General features: G+C 73.1%; 16 protein-coding genes. 4 read left to right on the plus strand and 12 right to left on the minus strand.

Features of this window, described 5'->3' with window-relative positions:
* The first annotated feature begins 12 nt into the window (after positions 1-12).
* Positions 13-795: a DUF4386 domain-containing protein gene (locus AB0K25_RS28640; RefSeq protein WP_357534165.1), complete on the plus strand. Its 783-nt coding sequence runs from the start codon at positions 13-15 to the stop codon at positions 793-795.
* The gene (locus AB0K25_RS28645) at positions 735-1,220 is read left to right on the plus strand and encodes a DUF4386 family protein (protein ID WP_363823712.1); all 486 of its coding nucleotides are present in this window, start codon (positions 735-737) and stop codon (positions 1,218-1,220) included. The genes AB0K25_RS28640 and AB0K25_RS28645 overlap by 61 nt, the downstream gene beginning before the upstream one ends.
* Positions 1,221-1,235: 15 nt before the next feature.
* Here AB0K25_RS28645 and AB0K25_RS28650 read toward each other — a convergent pair whose 3' ends face one another.
* From AB0K25_RS28650 to AB0K25_RS28705, 12 genes are all read right to left on the minus strand, one after another.
* Entirely contained in the window at positions 1,236-2,303 is a 1,068-nt protein-coding gene (locus AB0K25_RS28650; protein ID WP_219463071.1) for a TauD/TfdA family dioxygenase, read from the minus strand.
* 129 nt (positions 2,304-2,432) lie between these two features.
* The gene (locus AB0K25_RS28655; protein WP_255554102.1) at positions 2,433-2,558 is read right to left on the minus strand and encodes a hypothetical protein; all 126 of its coding nucleotides are present in this window, start codon (positions 2,556-2,558) and stop codon (positions 2,433-2,435) included.
* 86 nt (positions 2,559-2,644) lie between these two features.
* Complete coding sequence (locus tag AB0K25_RS28660; protein ID WP_363823698.1) at positions 2,645-2,899, minus strand: hypothetical protein; 255 nt, start codon at positions 2,897-2,899, stop codon at positions 2,645-2,647.
* 92 nt (positions 2,900-2,991) lie between these two features.
* The gene (locus AB0K25_RS28665; RefSeq protein ID WP_363823700.1) at positions 2,992-4,137 is read right to left on the minus strand and encodes a DUF6596 domain-containing protein; all 1,146 of its coding nucleotides are present in this window, start codon (positions 4,135-4,137) and stop codon (positions 2,992-2,994) included.
* Between the two features lie 3 nt (positions 4,138-4,140).
* Positions 4,141-4,548: a YciI family protein gene (locus tag AB0K25_RS28670; protein WP_363823702.1), complete on the minus strand. Its 408-nt coding sequence runs from the start codon at positions 4,546-4,548 to the stop codon at positions 4,141-4,143.
* A gap of 139 nt (positions 4,549-4,687) precedes the next feature.
* Positions 4,688-5,968 carry a HAMP domain-containing sensor histidine kinase gene (locus AB0K25_RS28675; RefSeq protein WP_219463078.1) on the minus strand — a complete coding sequence of 427 codons (1,281 nt, stop codon included), beginning with the start codon at positions 5,966-5,968 and terminating at the stop codon, positions 4,688-4,690.
* Positions 5,968-6,609, minus strand: a complete 642-nt coding sequence (locus tag AB0K25_RS28680) for a response regulator transcription factor (protein WP_255597633.1) — start codon at positions 6,607-6,609, stop codon at positions 5,968-5,970. The genes AB0K25_RS28675 and AB0K25_RS28680 overlap by 1 nt, the downstream gene beginning before the upstream one ends.
* Before the next feature lie 80 nt (positions 6,610-6,689).
* Positions 6,690-7,955: a cation:proton antiporter gene (locus tag AB0K25_RS28685; RefSeq protein ID WP_219463080.1), complete on the minus strand. Its 1,266-nt coding sequence runs from the start codon at positions 7,953-7,955 to the stop codon at positions 6,690-6,692.
* Positions 7,952-9,289, minus strand: a complete 1,338-nt coding sequence (locus AB0K25_RS28690; protein ID WP_308290809.1) for a cytochrome P450 — start codon at positions 9,287-9,289, stop codon at positions 7,952-7,954. The genes AB0K25_RS28685 and AB0K25_RS28690 overlap by 4 nt, the downstream gene beginning before the upstream one ends.
* Positions 9,286-10,347 (minus strand): alpha-hydroxy acid oxidase, encoded by a 1,062-nt coding sequence (locus tag AB0K25_RS28695; protein ID WP_357534157.1) that lies wholly within the window; start codon positions 10,345-10,347, stop codon positions 9,286-9,288. The genes AB0K25_RS28690 and AB0K25_RS28695 overlap by 4 nt, the downstream gene beginning before the upstream one ends.
* A 1-nt stretch (position 10,348) precedes the next feature.
* Entirely contained in the window at positions 10,349-11,920 is a 1,572-nt protein-coding gene (locus AB0K25_RS28700; protein ID WP_219463082.1) for an FAD-dependent oxidoreductase, read from the minus strand.
* Positions 11,901-13,418: an aromatic amino acid ammonia-lyase gene (locus tag AB0K25_RS28705; RefSeq protein WP_219463084.1), complete on the minus strand. Its 1,518-nt coding sequence runs from the start codon at positions 13,416-13,418 to the stop codon at positions 11,901-11,903. Before AB0K25_RS28705 ends, AB0K25_RS28700 begins: the two co-directional genes overlap by 20 nt.
* Positions 13,419-13,481: 63 nt before the next feature.
* Between AB0K25_RS28705 and AB0K25_RS28710 the strand changes: the two genes are divergently transcribed.
* A complete protein-coding gene (locus AB0K25_RS28710) occupies positions 13,482-15,026 on the plus strand; it encodes an NAD(P)-binding domain-containing protein (protein WP_219463086.1) in 1,545 nt (514 codons plus the stop codon).
* Complete coding sequence (locus AB0K25_RS28715; RefSeq protein WP_357534156.1) at positions 15,016-16,659, plus strand: AMP-binding protein; 1,644 nt, start codon at positions 15,016-15,018, stop codon at positions 16,657-16,659. The genes AB0K25_RS28710 and AB0K25_RS28715 overlap by 11 nt, the downstream gene beginning before the upstream one ends.

Raw genomic sequence — 16,659 nt, forward strand, 5'->3', positions numbered from 1 at the left:
CTGGAGGCGACGATGTCCCTGCGTGTGGCCGGTCGGTGGGCCGGCGCGTTCTTCCTGGCGGCGTTCGTCGCCTACGGCGCCGGCAGCGCGCTCGCCGGGCACCCGGCCGGGGTGGTGCTGGTGCTGGCCAACTCCGTGCTGGTGGCGGCGATCGGTGCGCTGGCCTTCCGGGCGCTGCGCCGGGTGCACCCGGGCGCCGCCTGGGTCTACCTGGTGGCCCGGGGCGCGGAGGCGTTCCTGCTCGCCGCCGGCATCGTGCTGCGGGACCGGTTCGGCGACGGGGCCGGCGACCTCGCCTACCAGCTGGCCATGCTGGCGCTGGGACTGGGCAGCGTGCCGTTCTGCCTGACCCTGGCCCGGCGGCACTGGCTGCCCCGCTGGCTCGCACTCTGGGGAACCGTCGGCTACGCGCTGCTGGCGGTCGGCGCGGCAGCCGAGCTGGCCGGCATGGCGGTCGGGGTCGCGCTGGCCGTCCCGGGCGGGTTGTTCGAGATCCTCTTCGGCCTGCGGCTGCTCACCCGGGGCTTCACGCCGCCCGGCCCCGCCACTGCCGCCGCCACCGGAGCAGGCACGTTGACCAGCGCCAGCGGTGCAGACGCCCCGGCCACCACCGGCGGTGCAGCCGTGCCGAACAACACCGGCGGAGCAGACGGGGCGGGAGCGGACGGGTCCACGTGCTGGTCGGCTGGGCGCTACGGGCGCCGCTCAGCCGCACCCGGCCCACCGTCGCACTGCTGTCGGCCTGGTGCCGCACCGGGTACGCGGTCGTCCTCGCCGTGGCGCTCACCCACCTGATCGCCGTCGCCGGCCTGCTGCGCGACGGCGCGGGAACCGACCGGCTCGCCGCCGACGGGCCTCCACGACTCACCGACTTCCAGCAGGTCTGGGACCTGGGCCTGCTGCTGTTCGGCGTCCACCTGCTGCTGGTCGGATGGCTGGCCTGGCGGTCGGACACCGTGCCGACCTGGGTGGCGGCGCTGGTGGCGGTCGCCGGTGCGGGCTACCTCGCCGACTCGGTCGGGTCGCTGCTGTCGGCCGACCAGCCGGTGCAGGTCTCCGGGGTCACCTTCGTCGGCGAGGTCGTCCTGATGGGCTGGCTACTCACCTACGCCGCCCGCCACCGCTCCCCCGGTGCCACCCCACCCGACGATGCACCGGGTGCCGACCGCACGGGGACGGCCCGCCGCGCCACGACACTGGGGCGCTGCGGGCCGTCCTGACGAGGGGCCGGTGGGTCAGTTGCCCCACTCGAAGTTGGGCTCGACCGCCTCGGCGATGTGGAACCGGCCGCCCGGCGCGATCTCGCTGCCGCGCTCGGTCACCACGTGCTTGCCGAAGCCGCCCACCAGCGGCCGGCCGACGTCGCGCTTGAGCCACAGCCGCAGCAGGTGCCGGCGGCGCTCCGGCTCCGGGAAGTCGACGTAACCGGTACGCGAGTGCAGGGCGGCGTAGTTCAGCAGCCACTGCACGTCACCGGGCTGGAAGTCCATGTCCAGGGCCAGGCCGGGAGCCTGGGAGACCTCGTCGTAGAGGTGCAGCAGCTCGATCTGCGCCTCGGTGAGGCGGGGCACCTCCGGGTAGTCCTGCGCCGAGAAGATCATCGAGGTGCCGGCGTAGGTGCTGAAGATGCCGTCGACGTAGCTGCAGATCGGCGAGGTGTAGGTGTGGGCCGGGGCGTCCGGGTCCTGCCGGTGCCAGTCCCAGTGCCACGGCTCGAACAGCAGCGGCGCGAGGTCGGGCCGGCGGCGCAGGATCTCGTTGTAGATGGTGGTGCCGCTGACCAGGCTGCTCGCCCCGCCGGCCTTGGCCGCCCGCAGGCACATCAGCGCGACCACGTCGGAGCTGTCGGAGTGGAACGGCAGCCGGTCGCGGACCCGCGACGGCAGGGCCGACGGGTCGTCGAGGGTCTTGTTGGAGGTGGCGATGACGTGGTCGAGCACGTCGCCCATCTGGTTCTGCCCCATCGGCACGCCGAGGTGCAGCCCCATCAGGTAGAAGATCGCCCCGGCGAGGGTGTCGCCGTACTCCTCCGTGCGCAGGCCCCGGACCAGGATGAAGCCACGTCCGCTGTCGAGCTGGCGGGCGCACTCCTCGTTGAGCCCGGCACAGGCCGCCAGCGGGTAGTCGGCGGCGGTCACCGTACGCAGGTCGGGGTTGTCGGCGACGAACTGACGGCCGACGGTCTCCAGCTCGGCGCGCTCGGCGTCACTGAGCTGGTAGACCCATTCGGTCGAGGTACGCAGCTCGTCACCGCGCCAGGCGGACGGGCCGGAGATGGGGGCGAGATCGATTGCGGTGGTCATGATGGTGCGCTCCGAGGGTCGGTTCTGCGGAAAACGGGTCAATGTCCCGGGGCGGCGGTGCCGCCTACCGGGCTGATCAACGACGTGGGCGATCGCCGTGTCCCGGTAGGGAGACGGCGTGCCTGTCCATCAGAACGGGGTCTGCGGGTCCCCGGCGGCGGTCCCGGGGCGCATGCCCTCCCGCGGCGGGTGCACCCGCAACGGCTCCTCGTAGCCGCGCACCAGCAATCCAGAGCCTTGCGGAACTCGGATCATGGCGTTCTCCTGCGGCTGGCGATGATCGGTCCAGGCTAACCAACACCCACCGCAACGTCAACAGAGACACCATCTCGCAATACGATCTATTCTCGTCCCCGGACGGCCCGTCGCGCCGTACCGCCCCGGGCGACCACCAGCACGCCCAGCAGGACACCCGGCAGCCGGCGACGCGGCACCCGCCGGGTGACGTGGGTCAGCGGCACCGAGACGACCGCGACCGTGACCGCGTAGCCGGTGACGAACAGCCCCGCGTGCGACACGGACACGTCCAGGTCGGTGGCGACCAGGGGCAGGATGCCCACCGGCAACGCCTCCAGGGCGACGTCGAATGCGGCCACCCCGAGAGCAGTCAAGGGTATCAATGAAAGGGTCCCGTCCCGGGTCGACGGCACCGCCGGCAGCCCCGGGTGCCGGGCGGGCGCACCGGAACTCAGCCGGGCGGACGGGCGTTGAGGCGGGCGGCCTGGCGGATCAGGTGGTCGCGTTCGGCGAGGTGGGCGGCCCGGTCGGCGGCCTCGGCGTACCACCGGGCCGCCGTCGCCCGGTCACCGGCCCGTTCGTGCAGGTACGCCGTCACCGCCGCGTGGCGGGGCACCGACGGGTCCACCGCCGCCAGGGCCGCCAGCCCGGCCCACGCCCCGTCGGCCTCCCCGACGGCCACCGCCCGGTTGAGCCGCACCACCGGGCTGTCGGTCAGCCGCACGAGTTCGTCGTACCACTCGACGATCTGCACCCAGTCGGTCTCCCCGGCGGTGCGCGCGTCGGCGTGCAACGCGGCGATGGCGGCCTGGGCCTGGAACTCACCCAACCGGTCCCGGGCCAGCGCCGCCTGCAGGATGCGTACCCCCTCGGCGATCAGGGCGGTGTCCCACCGGCTGCGGTCCTGCGCCGCGAGCGGGACCAGGCTGCCGTCCGGCGTGGTCCGGGCCGCGCGGCGGGCGTGGTGCAGCAGCATCAGGGCGAGCAGCCCGGCCACCTCGGGGTGGTCGACCATCGCCGCGAGCTGCCGGGTGAGCCGGACCGCCTCGGCGGCGAGGTCGACGTCGCCGGAGTAGCCCTCGTTGAACACCAGGTAGAGCACCCGGAGCACGGTGGCGACATCGCCCGCCCGGTCGAGGCGTACGCCGGACACGGTGCGCTTGGCCCGGCTGATCCGCTGCGCCATGGTCGCCTCCGGCACCAGGTACGCCCGGGCGATCTGCCGGGTGGTCAGCCCGCCGACGGCACGCAGGGTCAACGCGACCGCCGAGGACGGGGTCAGCGACGGGTGGGCGCACAGGAAATAGAGCTGGAGCGTGTCGTCCACCCCCGACGCGGGGCCGGGGGCCGGTTCCTCGACGACGAGGTCCTCACGCCGACGCCGGGCGGCGTCCGCCCGGCCCGCGTCGAGGAACCGGTGCCAGGCCACGGTGACCAGCCAGCCCAACGGGTCCCGGGGCGGGTCGGCCGGCCAGCCGTGGACCGCCTGGACCAGGGCGTCCTGCACGGCGTCCTCGGCCGCCGCGAAGTCGGCCCCGCGCCGGACGAGCACCCCGAGCACCTGCGGGGTGAGCCGGCGCAGCAGGTCACCGTCCACCGGTCAGTCGGTGATGGTCGGCGGCTCGGTCAGGAACGGGCGCAGCTCCAGCCACTCGTGGATCGGTCGCCCGCCCGCCCCCGGGGCGGCCGACAACTCCCCGGCCAGCTCGACGGCACGCTCGTAGCTGTCCACGTCGATCACCATCCAGCCGGCGATGAGATCCTTGGTCTCGGCGAAGGGCCCGTCGGTGACCGGCGGACGGCCCGGCCCGTCGTACCGGACGAACGTCCCTTCGGGGGCGAGCGCCTGCCCGTCGACGAACTCCCCGCTGCCCTCCAGCCGGGCCGCGAAGTCGTTCATGTACTGAATGTGGGCCGTGATCTCCTCGGGCGTCCACTGGTCCATCGGGACGTCGTTGACCGCGGCGGGGGCGCCTCGGTAGTGCTTGAGCAGCAGGTACTTCGCCATCGGGTGTCTCCTCGGTGCCGGTGCGACCACCATTCTGGCCGCATTCACCCCGGGGACGACGCTGGTCCCCCGTTCTCGACATCCCGGCCGGGATTTTTTCCCGGCGCGGACCGGCGCGGCGACGGCCGTACCGCCCCGCTCACCGCTCCACGAGCTGCCGTACCCGCAGACGTCGGATTCCCGAGACCCGCTCCGTGGGGGCGGACGGTCGGGTGGCGGGCAGACGGACGGTGAAGACCGCCCCCCGGTGCGGCCGGCCCTCGGCCTCGATCGTGCCCCGGTGGCTCGTGACCACCTCCTGGAGCAGGGCCAACCCCAGCCCGAACCGGTGCTCCCCGGCACCCCCGCCACGGTGGAACCGGTCGAAGATGCGCCGCGCGTCGGCCTGGTCGAAGCCGTCCCCGCTGTCCGCGACCACGAACTCGGCGTAGTCGCCGCCACTGCGCAGCGACACGTCGATCCGGCCACCGGGAGGTGTGTGGGCGAGCGCGTTCGCGAGCAGCTCCCCGGCCACCCGGCGCAGCGCCGACTCGACCCCCGGCACCGGCAACGCCTCGCCGGGCAGGTCCGCCGCGACAGTGACCTGGCGTTCGGCGGCCCGGTCCGCCTCGGCGGCGACGGCCGCCCCGACCAGCGCGGTCAGATCCACCGGCGGGTACGCCCGGCGGTCGGCGGGAGCGGCGGCGAGCTGGGCCGAGAGCAGCAGGTCGTCGACGATCTCGCCGAGCCGGCGGGTGCCGCCGATCAGCCGGTCGAGATCCTCCAGGCTCGCCGCGCTGCCACCGGTATGGGCCCGCCGCGCCATCAGCTGGGCGCGGATGTGCACCTGGGCGATCGGGGTACGCAGCTCGTGGCTGGCGTCGGCGATGAACCGCCGTTGCCGGGTCAACGCCTCCGCCAGTGGCGCGACGGCCCGTCGACCGACGAGCGCACCGGTCAGCACGGCGACGAGCAGCCCGACCGCCGCGGCGAGGCTGAACGCCAGCAGCAGGTGCCGACGGTCGGACAGCTGGAACCGCGCGTCGAACACCGCCTGGACGACCAGCCCGTCGTTGCGGGACTCGGTGCGGACGTGGTAGGTCGTGCCGTTGCGGGTGACGGTGGTGACCTCGGTGACACCGGTCGCGGCCACCGAGGTCAGCGCACCGGTCAGCGGAAAGCCCGGCGGCGGCGGGTTGAGACCGGTGTCGGTGATCAGGCCGTTGTAGCGGAAGATCCAGCTGCACGCGGGCGGACCCGGAATGGTGGCGTGGCTGGTGCCCCACGCCAGCTCCCGGTGGATCTGGGCCTCCTGGCTGCGCACCAGCACGGCGTACGAGATGCCGCCGACCAACAGCAGCAGGGCACCGATGGCCAGCCCGACCAGCAGGCCGATGCGCAACCGGGCGCGGCGCACCATCGCCTGCTCCACCAGCTCCATCAGAGCGCTCCGAGCCGGTAGCCCAGCCCGTGCACGGTGCGGACCACCGTCCGGCCGAGCTTGCGGCGCAGGTAGTAGACGTAGGTGTCCACCATGGACGCCGCCGCGGTCTCGTCGAAGACCCGGCGGCGCAGCTCCGCCCGGGAGTGCACGAGGTTGGGCCGGGCCGCCAGCACCCGCAGCAGCTCGAACTCCCGGGCGGACAGCGCCACCCGGGTGCCGTCGGCCAGCACGGCGTCGCGGGACGTCAGATCGAGCAACCCGGCCCCGATGCGCAGCACGGTGGTGGCCTCGGACGCCCGCCGGCACAACGCCCGGATCCGTGCGCTCAGCTCGTCCAGGTCGAAGGGTTTCATCAGGTAGTCGTCGGCACCCGCGTCCAGCCCGGCGATCCGGTCGCCCACCGTGCCCAGCGCGGTGAGCATCAGCGCGCGGGCCGGGACCTTCCGCGAACGCAGCCGGACGACCAGGTCGAGTCCGTCGAGCGCCGGCAGCATCCGGTCGATCACCATCACGTCGTAGGTGCGGGTCAGTCCGAGATGCAGACCCCGTTGGCCGTCCGAGGCGTGGTCGACGAGGAACCCGTCACCGACCAGTGACTCGGTGAGCAGGCCGGCCAGTTCCTCGTCGTCCTCGACCAACAGCAGACGGTTCGATCCTCCCCCGGGCATGCGTCCACAATCGCACAGAGTAAGGCTAAATAGTGACAGCTATCTTTTTATCATTTCACCACCGCGAGGGTCTGGGGTCGGACAGGGGTTTGCCTACGGGCCTCCCGGTGCTCGATCCAACTCAGCAACGGAGTCGTCATCATCGTGGTGACCAGCGCCACCACCACCAGCACGGTGAACAGCGAGGCGTTCACGATGCCCGCCTCCAGGCCGACGTTGAGCGCGATGAGCTGCATCAGACCCCGGGCGTTCATCAACGCGCCCACCCGCAACGCGACACCCTGCGACTCGCCCCGCACCCGGGCCGCCGCCCAGCAGGCACCGAACTTGCCGACGATCGCCGCCGTCACGCAGGCCGCCGCGAAGAGCAGCACCGGCGCGCTGCCCAGCAACCCGAACTCCGTACGCAGCCCCGAATAGGTGAAGAACAGCGGCAGGAAGACCGTCGCGGCGACCGGGGTGAGGGTGTCCACCACCCGGTCGGTGTTGGCGGTGTGCGGCATCACCACCCCCACCGCGAACGCGCCGAAGACCGCGTACAGCCCGATCTCGTCGGTGTACCAGGCGACCAGGAAGAGCAGGGCCACCGTGCCGAGCACCCGGGCACCGTCGTTGAGGCGGGGGCTGGTCATCAACGCGGCGGTCACCCGACGCCCGGCCAACCACAGCACCAGCCCGAACAGCACCGCGCCTGCGGCGGTGACGACCGCCGGCCCGGCCCGGCCGGAGGCGAACGCCAGCACCACGGCCAGCATGATCCAGGCGACCATGTCGTCGAGCGCACCACTGGCCAGCGACAACGTGCCGTGCCGGGTCCCGGCCTGCCCGCGTTCGGTGATGATCCGGGCCAACATGGGGAAGGCGGTGATGGCCAGCGCCACCCCGACGAACGCGGCCGACACCCCGATCGACGTCCCGTCGGCCCGCATCGGCACGGCGTCCGCGGTGGCCAGGACCAGCCCCACCCCCAGGACGAGCGGCGCGGTCACCCCCGCCAGCGACACCAGCCCGGCGGTGCCGGCCAGACCGGTGACCCGGTGGGCGCCGAACGCGTACCCGGCCTGGAACATGAACAGCACCAGACCGACCTGGCCCACCACGTAGAGGACCGGCAGCAGCGCCGTCGGGAACAGGGCGTCCTTCACCTCCGGTAGGACGAACCCGAGCAGCGACGGGCCGAGCAGCACCCCGGCGAGCATCTCGCTGACCACGGCGGGTTGGCCCACCCGGCCGAGCAGCCAGGCCACCGCCTTACAGAAGATGAGGATCACCGCGACCGCGATGAAGAACCGTGGAGCCAACTGGGTGGGGGTCACCGGACCGCCTCCTCGAAGTAGTTGGTGCACAACCGTTGTCGTCGGGCGTCGACGACCATCCAGGCGCCGAACACCAGTTGCCGGACGCTGCGTCCCACGTCGGCCCAGCGGTCCCGCCACCGCATCGCGGCCAACCGCAGCCGCCCCGGGCCGGGGACACCGGCCGGGGTCAGGTACGCCGGGCCCCGGCTGGGCAGCGACCGGCTGTGCGCGGCCGACGACGCCAGGGCGTAGCGGCGCAGCACCTCACGGGTCGCGGCCCGCATCATCACCGGCGCGACCCCGCGCGCCGGGCAGGCCCGGTTGGCGGTGACGCCGTAGGGGATGAAGCGGGCATCCCGGCGGGTCAGCGTCCGCCACCGGTCCGGGTCGAACCGCTCGTCGCCGGCCGGCCCGCTGCGCTGGAACGCCAGGTAGTTGAAGAGCAGCACCGACCCGGCGGGCAGGGTCACCCCGGCGGGCAGCGCGATCGGCGCGGAGGTGATCCGGTGGGCGACCCCGAAGAGCGGATGCAGCCGCAGGGTCTCGTCGATCACCCGGTCCAGGGCGTCGTCGTCGTCGAGGCCCCGCTGGAGATCCGGATGGTTGGCCAGCGCCAGCAGCACGTGCGACATCGCCTCGGACATCTGCACCACCGCCGTGGTGCCGAACGCGCCGTGCAGGTACCAGGCCGTCTCCTCGGCGGTGAACGGCGGCGGCAACGTCACCGGGCAGGTGCCCGCCTCGACCCGCCCGCGCAGGTACCGGGTCAACGGGGCACGCCGGTCCAGGTGCCGCAGGCCGGTGCACTTCAGCGCGGCGGCCACGTCGGCGGCGTTGGCGACGAACAGCGCCCGGACCTCCCTCGGGCACACCTCGCCGAAGATCAGCTCGTGGTAGACCTCCGCCCACACCGGCATCATCAGGTCCCGTAGCCGCACGTGGACCCGCCCCGCCGGCAACTCGTCGAGCACCCGCCGGGTGGCGGCGGTCGCGAGGGCGTCGGCACGCTGCGGGCGCAGGGCGAGCACCCGCCGGGTCACCCCGGCCACCGCCCGGTAACGCTCCCCCGGCTCCAGGTGCTCCTGGTGCATGTGCGGGCCGGGTGACAGCCAGTACCAGAACAGGTCGGACAGGCCGGCGCCCCGGCTGCGCCCGTCCGCCGCCGGATCGGCGTACAGCCGCTCGAAGTCCTCCACGCCGACCAGCGGACCCGGCACCGGGATGCCCTCCCCGCCGTTGACGCGGGCGAAGACCCACTGCCGCAGCCGCACCACCGCCGAGGGCAGCCACCGGGGCAGCGTCCAACCCACCCCGAGCACGACCACCGCGCCCCACACCACCGGCCCGCTCACGCCGACGCTCCCGTGGTGACGAGATCGGCGCTGAGGTCGCCGGGTCGGGCGACGCCGACCAGGGCCAACGCCCGGTCCAGGTCGGCGCGCAGCAGGTCGAGCACGTGCCGTACCCCGGCCGCGCCGGCCACCGCCAGCCCCCACAACACCGGACGGCCGACCAGCACCGCCGTCGCCCCGAGCGCCAACGCGACAAGCACGTCCGTGCCGCGTCGCAGGCCCCCGTCGACCAGGACCGGCAACCGGCCGTCGACCGCCGCCACGACGGCCGGCAACGCGTCCAGGGTGGCCGTCACCCCGTCGAGTTGCCGGCCGCCGTGGTTGGAGACCAACACCCCGTCCACCCCGTGCTCGACGGCCAGCCGGGCGTCCTCGGGGTGCAGCACCCCCTTGAGCAGGATCGGCACGGTGGTGAGCCGGCGCAGCACGGCGACCAGCTCCCAGCCCACCCGGGCGTTCATCTCGATGTCCCGGACCCGGCCGTTCGCGTCACGCATGTTCTCGCAGACCATGCCGGCGGGCAGGTCCACGAAACCGTGCCGCAGGTCGCGCTCGCGCCGACCGAACACGGGCGAGTCGACCGTGACGACCAGGGCCCGGCAGCCGGCGGCCACCGCCCGCCGTACCACGGTGGTGGTGAACTCCAGGTCGGTGTGCGGGTAGAGCTGGAACCACAGCGGCCCGCCGGCCGCCGCGATCTGCTCGACCGGCCGGGTGGCCGCCATGCTGACCACCATGACCGTGCCGGCCTCGGCGGCGGCGCGGGCGGTCGCCACCTCCCCCTCGGGGTGGGCCAGCCGGTGGAACGCGGTCGGTGCGACCAGCACCGGCATCGACAGCGCACTACCGAACAGCGAGATCCGCAGGTCGCGCTCACCGGCACCGCGCAGCACCCGGGGCCGCAGCCAACGCCGGCCGAAGGCCGCCTCGTTGGCCCGCAGGGTCCGTTCGTCGTCGGCCCCGCCCGCGAAGAAATCCCAGTGCACCGGGTCGAGCCGACGCCGGGCGGCGGCGGCCACGTCGGCCAGGTTCAACCCCACCTCGTCGGCGGCTGGCACGTCAGTCCCCGGCCCTGCGCAGGCAACGGTCGACGAACGCGGCCAACGGTGTCACGTGCACCTGCGGCCGGTCCCACCGGTTCTCCAGGTTCTCCGCCAGGTGGTGGGTCGCGACGACCTGCCCCGCCCGGTGGTGGCGCACCACCGGATGCAGGTATGCCGCGTCGTGGGCCTGACCGACGACATCCTGGGCCACCCGTTTCACCGTCACGTCGAACGGGTCCACCTGGTCGTGCTCCGGGCCGTACTCCAGGGTGACCACGAAAGCGTCGGAGTAGTCGTGGTCGACGGTACGCAGACCGGCCTCGGCGAAGTACGCCACCGGCACCTCCTCGTGGTAACGCGCGTCGGCGTCGGCGACGGTGACCACGTCGGCGAGGACGTCGAACTGCTGCCACAGCGCGGAGGTGCGGTTGACCCGGGCGATGATCGCGTCGGTGATCGCCGCACCGGTGGCGTCCAGCTTCTCCGCCGGCCACGGCGCATCCGCGTACCGCCGTTCGAGGATCTTGTGCAGGGCCCGTACGGCGTAGCGGAAACCGTGGATGAAACCGTTGGTGGAACGCTTGAAGTCCCGTTCCTGGGTGATGGTGCCGGCGAAGTACAGGCCGGGGACGTTGACCGACTCCCACGCCGGGGTCTGCGCCGGGAAACGGTCCCGGATCGCCAGCTCCGGCCGGCAGGACTCGTCGAAGATCGACGCGTCGAACGCGAACCCGGTGCAGGCGAGCACCCGGTCGTAGCGCAGTTCCTTGGTGACCTCGTCGGCCCGGGAGAACGCGAACGTCACCAGGTAGCCGTCGGCGTCGCGGGTGATCTGCCGGACGGTGCCGTCCAGGATCGCGTTGGCCGACTTGAGCTGGTAGGTGTCGAGGAAGTTGTTGTTCACCGCGCGCAGGTGCCCGACGTAGTGGGTGCGCCAGGCCAACCGCACCGAACTCGGGCCGGCCAGGTGGATCAGCGTGGTGGTCTCCATCAGGCTGTCCGCGGTCTCGAAGGCGGAGTTGCCCTTGCCGATGATCAGCACCTTCTGGTCGAGGTAGTCACGCGGGTCGACGGGCATGTCCGCGTACTGTTCGGCCAGCTCCAGCCCCGGGATGTCCGGCAGGTACGGCCGGGACACCCCCGTGGCGACGACCACCCGCCGGGCCCGGAAGGTCTCCCCGGCGTGCACCTCGAAGACGCCGTCCACCTTGGACACCGAAGTCACCCGGCTGCCGTAACGCACCTTGACCCCGGTCTTCGCGGCGAAGTCCGCCAGGTAACGGACCATCACGTCGGCGTCCGGGAAGTACCGCTCGGTGTACGTGGTGAACCGCAGCGCCGGATCGTCGGTGAGCAGCGAGTTCCAGTCCAGCCGCAGGTTGAACTCCGGGTCGTCGGAGCCGGTGTGCGGCTTGTTGATGGAGATCAGTTGCCGGTGCCGGGGATAGGTGGCGAAGAACGCGCCCGGGATGTCCGCGCCCTCCAGCACCAGGTAGTCGCGCCGGCCGTCGGCCTCCAGCAGGGCCGCCAGTTGCAGGCCGGCCGGCCCGGCCCCGATGATCAGATAGTCAAGCGTCACGACGGCCATCCAGGGTGAGAGGGGTCAACGGAAGTTCGAGCGTGTCCATGACGTCGGCGGCCCGCCGCACGTCACCGTCGAGCGGCCGGTCCGGATCCACCGGGGGGATCGCCTCCACCAACGCCGCCAGCGCTTCGCCGCAGCCCGGCGCGGTGGGCGTCCGGGCACCCACGTACGCGGCCTGTCGCAGCCCCAACGCGAGCGACCCGACGATCAGCCGGAGCAGCCCGGCCTGGTCCCAGACCCGCAGGGCGGCCTGGGTGCCGAGCGGGATGACGTCCTGGTTGTGCAGGTTGGTCGGCAGGCTCTGCATGCTCGCCGGCATGGCGTCCCGGCGGATCTCGGCGATCAGCGCGGTCGAGGCCAACTGCACCCCCTGGAGCCCGTGCTGCTGCCCCGGGCCGGCGGCCAGCATCGGCGGCAGGCCACCGTTGCGGTGCGGGTCGACGAGCAGGTCGAGTTGCCGCTCGGCGAGGTTGCCGACCTGCGCCACCACCATCGACAGCAGGTCGGCGGCGAACGCGGCCGGCTGGCCGAAGAAGTTGCCGCCGTGCACCACGAGATCGTCGTCGGGAAAGAACAGCGGGTTGTCGCTGACGCTGCCCAGGTCGGCGGTGACCACGGCATCGACGTGGCGCAGCGCGTCCTCGGCCGCGCCGAGCAGCTGCGGCGCACACCGGATGCTGTACGGCTCCTGCAACGGGCGCTTGCCCGACGGGACCAGCCCGTCGCTGACCCGCCGCATCCGCACGCCCACGTCGATCGCGCCCGGATGGCCGTACGCGCGCAGCAGCCGGGCGTCGAGGAACTGCGGATCGGCGCCGAGCAGGTCGGCCAGCAAGCAGGTGAGCACCTGCACCGCCCGGTGCGCTGCCCGCACGGCGGACAACGCCAAGGCCGTCGCCGCAGTGGTCAGCGAGGTGCCGTTGACCAGGGCGAGCGCGTCCCGACCGTCCAGCGGCAACGGCTCCAGACCCGCCCGTTGCAACGCCTCGGCCGCCGGCAGGCGTACCCCGTCGAGGTAGGCGTGGCCGCGACCGCGCAGCGCCTGGGCCACCGCCCCCAACGGGATCAGGTCGCCACTCGCGCCGACCGAACCCCACCGCGGCACCGCCGGCACGAAGCTGGTGCCGAGCATCGCCGCCAACGCGTCGACCACGTGCGGGGACACCCCCGACGCGCCCTGGGCCAGCGACCAGGCTCGCACCAGCACCGTCGCCCGGACGATCCCGGGGGCGAGGTCGGGGCCGTGGCCCGCGCCGAGGTGGGCGAGGGTGTTGTCGGCCTGGTCGCGCAGGTCGGCCCGGCCGGCGTACCCGACGAGGGCACCGAAACCGGTGGTGCTGCCGTACACCGCGCGGTCCTCACCGAGCACCTCGGACAGGAAGATGCGGGTGTGCGTGACCCGGTCGCGGACCTGCGGCCCGACCACGACCCGGACCGGGTCCCGGGCGGCGCTCAGGTCGGCGATCCGCAGCGGGGCCGCGAGATCTACCTCTGTCGTCATGCGACGGGACCCTAGAGACGAAATCTCAGAACGCTTTGAAATCGGGCCGATACGGTGCGCCGCATGACGCTCGACTACCTGATCATCGGAGCCGGGCCGGCCGGGCTCCAGCTCGCCGCCCTGCTGGAGCGCGACGGCCGTGACCACCTGGTGCTGGAGGCCGGGCCGACGCCGGGGGCGTTCTTCGCCCGTTATCCCCGGCACCGGCAGCTGATCTCGATCAACAAGGTCTGGACCGGTTCCGACGATCCGGAGTTCAACCTACGCTCCGACTGGAACTCGCTGCTCACCGACGACCCGGCGCTGCTGTTCCGCAACTTCAGCCGGCGCTACTTCCCCGACGCCGACGACATGGTGCGCTACCTGGCCGCCTTCGCGCAGGGGCTGCGGGTCCGGTACGACACCCGGGTCACCCGGATCGCCCGCGACGGCGACCTGTTCACCGTTCAGACCGACGCCGACACCCTGACCGCCCGCCGGGTCGTCGTCGCCACCGGCGTCTCCCAGCTGTACGTGCCGCCGATCGAGGGCGTCGACCTCGCCGAACGCTACGACACCGTCAGCGTCGACCCGGACGACTTCACCAACCAGCGGGTCCTGATCATCGGCAAGGGCAACTCGGCCTTCGAGACCGCCGACGCCCTGGTCGAGACCGCCGCCGTCATCCACGTCGCCGGCCCGCACTCGATCCGGCTGGCCTGGCAGACGCACTACGTCGGGCACCTGCGTGCGGTCAACAACAACTTCCTCGACACCTACCAGCTCAAGTCGCAGAACGCGGTGCTCGACGGCACCGTCGAGCGGATCGCCCGCCGCGACGACGGCGGCTACCGCATCGACTTCCGGTACGCCCGCACCCGCGAGTCGATCCGGCAACTCGACTACGACCGGGTCATCCTGTGCACCGGCTTCCGCTTCGACGCCAGCATCTTCGACCCGTCGGCGCGACCCCGGCTGGCCGTCAACGACCGCTTCCCCGAGCAGACCTCCAGCTTCGAGTCGGTGAACGTGCCCGGTCTGTACTTCGCCGGCACCCTCACCCAGCAGCGCGACTTCAAGCGCTCCACCAACGGCTTCATCCACGGCTTCCGGTACGGCGTACGCGCCCTGCACCGGATGCTCGCCGCCCGGCACCACGGCACGCCGTGGCCGGCCACCACCCTGGACGCCACCCCGGAAGCGATCACCGACGCGATCATCGCCCGGATCAACCGGACCTCCGCGCTGTGGCAGCAGTTCACCGTCCTCGGCGACGTCGTCGTGATCGCCGACGGCGTCGCGCGCTACCACGAGGAGGTGCCGGTGGCCCACCTGCACGACGGTGGCCTGGGGGCCGAGCCGTTCGCCGTGGTGACCACCCTGGAGTACGGCCCGGACCACGACCAGGTCGACCCGTTCGACATCACCGTCCCCCGGATCGCCGAGAACGACGCCGAACGCGCCCACGACGCCAGCTACCTGCACCCCGTCGTCCGGGTGCACCGGGGCGGGCAGCTCGTCGCCACCCACCACCTCGCCGAGAACCTGGAGAACAACTGGGACCTGCCCGGCGTGCACCAGCAGCCCCTGGCGCTGTTCCTCAAGGGCGTCCTGTCCGATGCCGGCTGAGCACCACAACGACGGCCGTCGCGCGGCCGAGCACCAGCACGCCGACCACCGCGCGACTGAGCACCACAACGACGGCCGTCGCGCGGCGGAGCACCAGCACGCCGACCGCCGCGCGACGGAGCCCGGCCACCACGGCGGGCACGACCGGGCCGGTCGCGGGTCGGCGGACCGCGACCGGGCCGGTTCCGGCACGGTCGCCGCCGGTGACGAGCGGTGGCCGCAGCCCGTGCTGCGGTTGCTCACCACCGGTGGCGACCGGCCGGTCTTCGAAGACGGCGACCGGATCGTCGGCGCGGCCGAGCTGGCGGACCTGGTCCGGCGGACCGCCAGCGGACTGCGCGCCGCCGGCATCGGGCCGGGTCGGGCGGTGGCGTTGCGGATCGGGGTCACCCCGGAGGCGCTCGCCGGTGTCCTCGCCGCGTTCACCGTCGGCGCCCGGGTCTCCGGCATCCGGCCCGAGCTGACGCCGGCACAACTCGACCGGCTGCTCGCCAGCGACGACGCGCTGCTCGTCGACGACACCCGGCTCGCCGCGCTGGCGCGGACCCCCGACGACGGCAGCCCGCTGGTCGCCGCCGGCCGGCCCGCCGACATCGCCCGGATCACCTGGACCAGCGGCAGCACCGGCAACCCCAAGGGCTGCGCCCAGACGTACGCGGCGATGGGCGCGGCCTGGGCGGCGTACCCCGAACGGTGGCCGGCGGCGATCGCCGACCTCGCGCCCCGGCTGGGCCGCTACCTGGTCTTCGGTTCACTGAGCAGCCAGGTGATGCTGGAGTACGGCATCCTCACCCTCGCTGCCGGGGGCACCCTGGTCGCCGCCCGCCCGCCGGGCTTCCCCGGCATGATCACCCGGCACCGGGCCACCGCGAGCGTGATCACCGTCGGCAAGCTGCACCAGCTCGTCCGCGACCAGCGCACCGACCCGGTCGACCTGAGCAGCCTGCGGGCGCTCGTGGTGTCCGGTTCGCCGCTCACCGCGTCCCGGCTCGCCGAGGCGCTCGACGTGCTCGGGCCGGTGGTCTTCCACGGCTACGGGCAGACCGAGACCGGCATGATCGCGATGGTCACCCCGACCGAGCTGCTGGCCGACCCGGGCCGGCTCGCCTCGGTCGGGCGCGCGCCCGACGTGGTCGACCTGTCCATCCGCGACGCCACCGGCCGACCTGCCGCCGAGGGTGAACTCTTCGTCCGGACCCCGGCGCAGGCCAGCGCCTACTGGGCGGACCCGGCCGAGACCGCCGAGGTGTTCACCGACGGGTGGGTGCGCACCCGCGACCTGGCCCGGTTGGACGCCGACGGCTACCTGCACCTGTCCGGCCGGGTCCGGGACGTCATCATCGTCAACGCCAACCTGGTGTACGCCGGCCCGATCGAACGGGTGCTCGCCGCCGACCCCGCCGTCGCCGAGGCGTACGTCGTCAGCCGTCCCGACGACGTCACCGGCGAGGCGGTGCACGCGTACGTGGTGCCGGCCACCGGGTGCCCGTTGGACGTCGGCCGGCTACGCGACCGGGTCGCGGCGACCCTGGGCGCAGCCGCCGTCCCGACGACGGTCGAGGTGATCGACCGGGTCCCGGTGGGGCCGAGTGGCAAGCCGGACAAGCGCGCCCTGGGCGTGGGCACCGGCTGA

Source organism: Micromonospora sp. NPDC049257 (assembly GCF_040678915.1).
Taxonomy (GTDB): Bacteria; Actinomycetota; Actinomycetes; order Mycobacteriales; family Micromonosporaceae; genus Micromonospora; species Micromonospora antibiotica.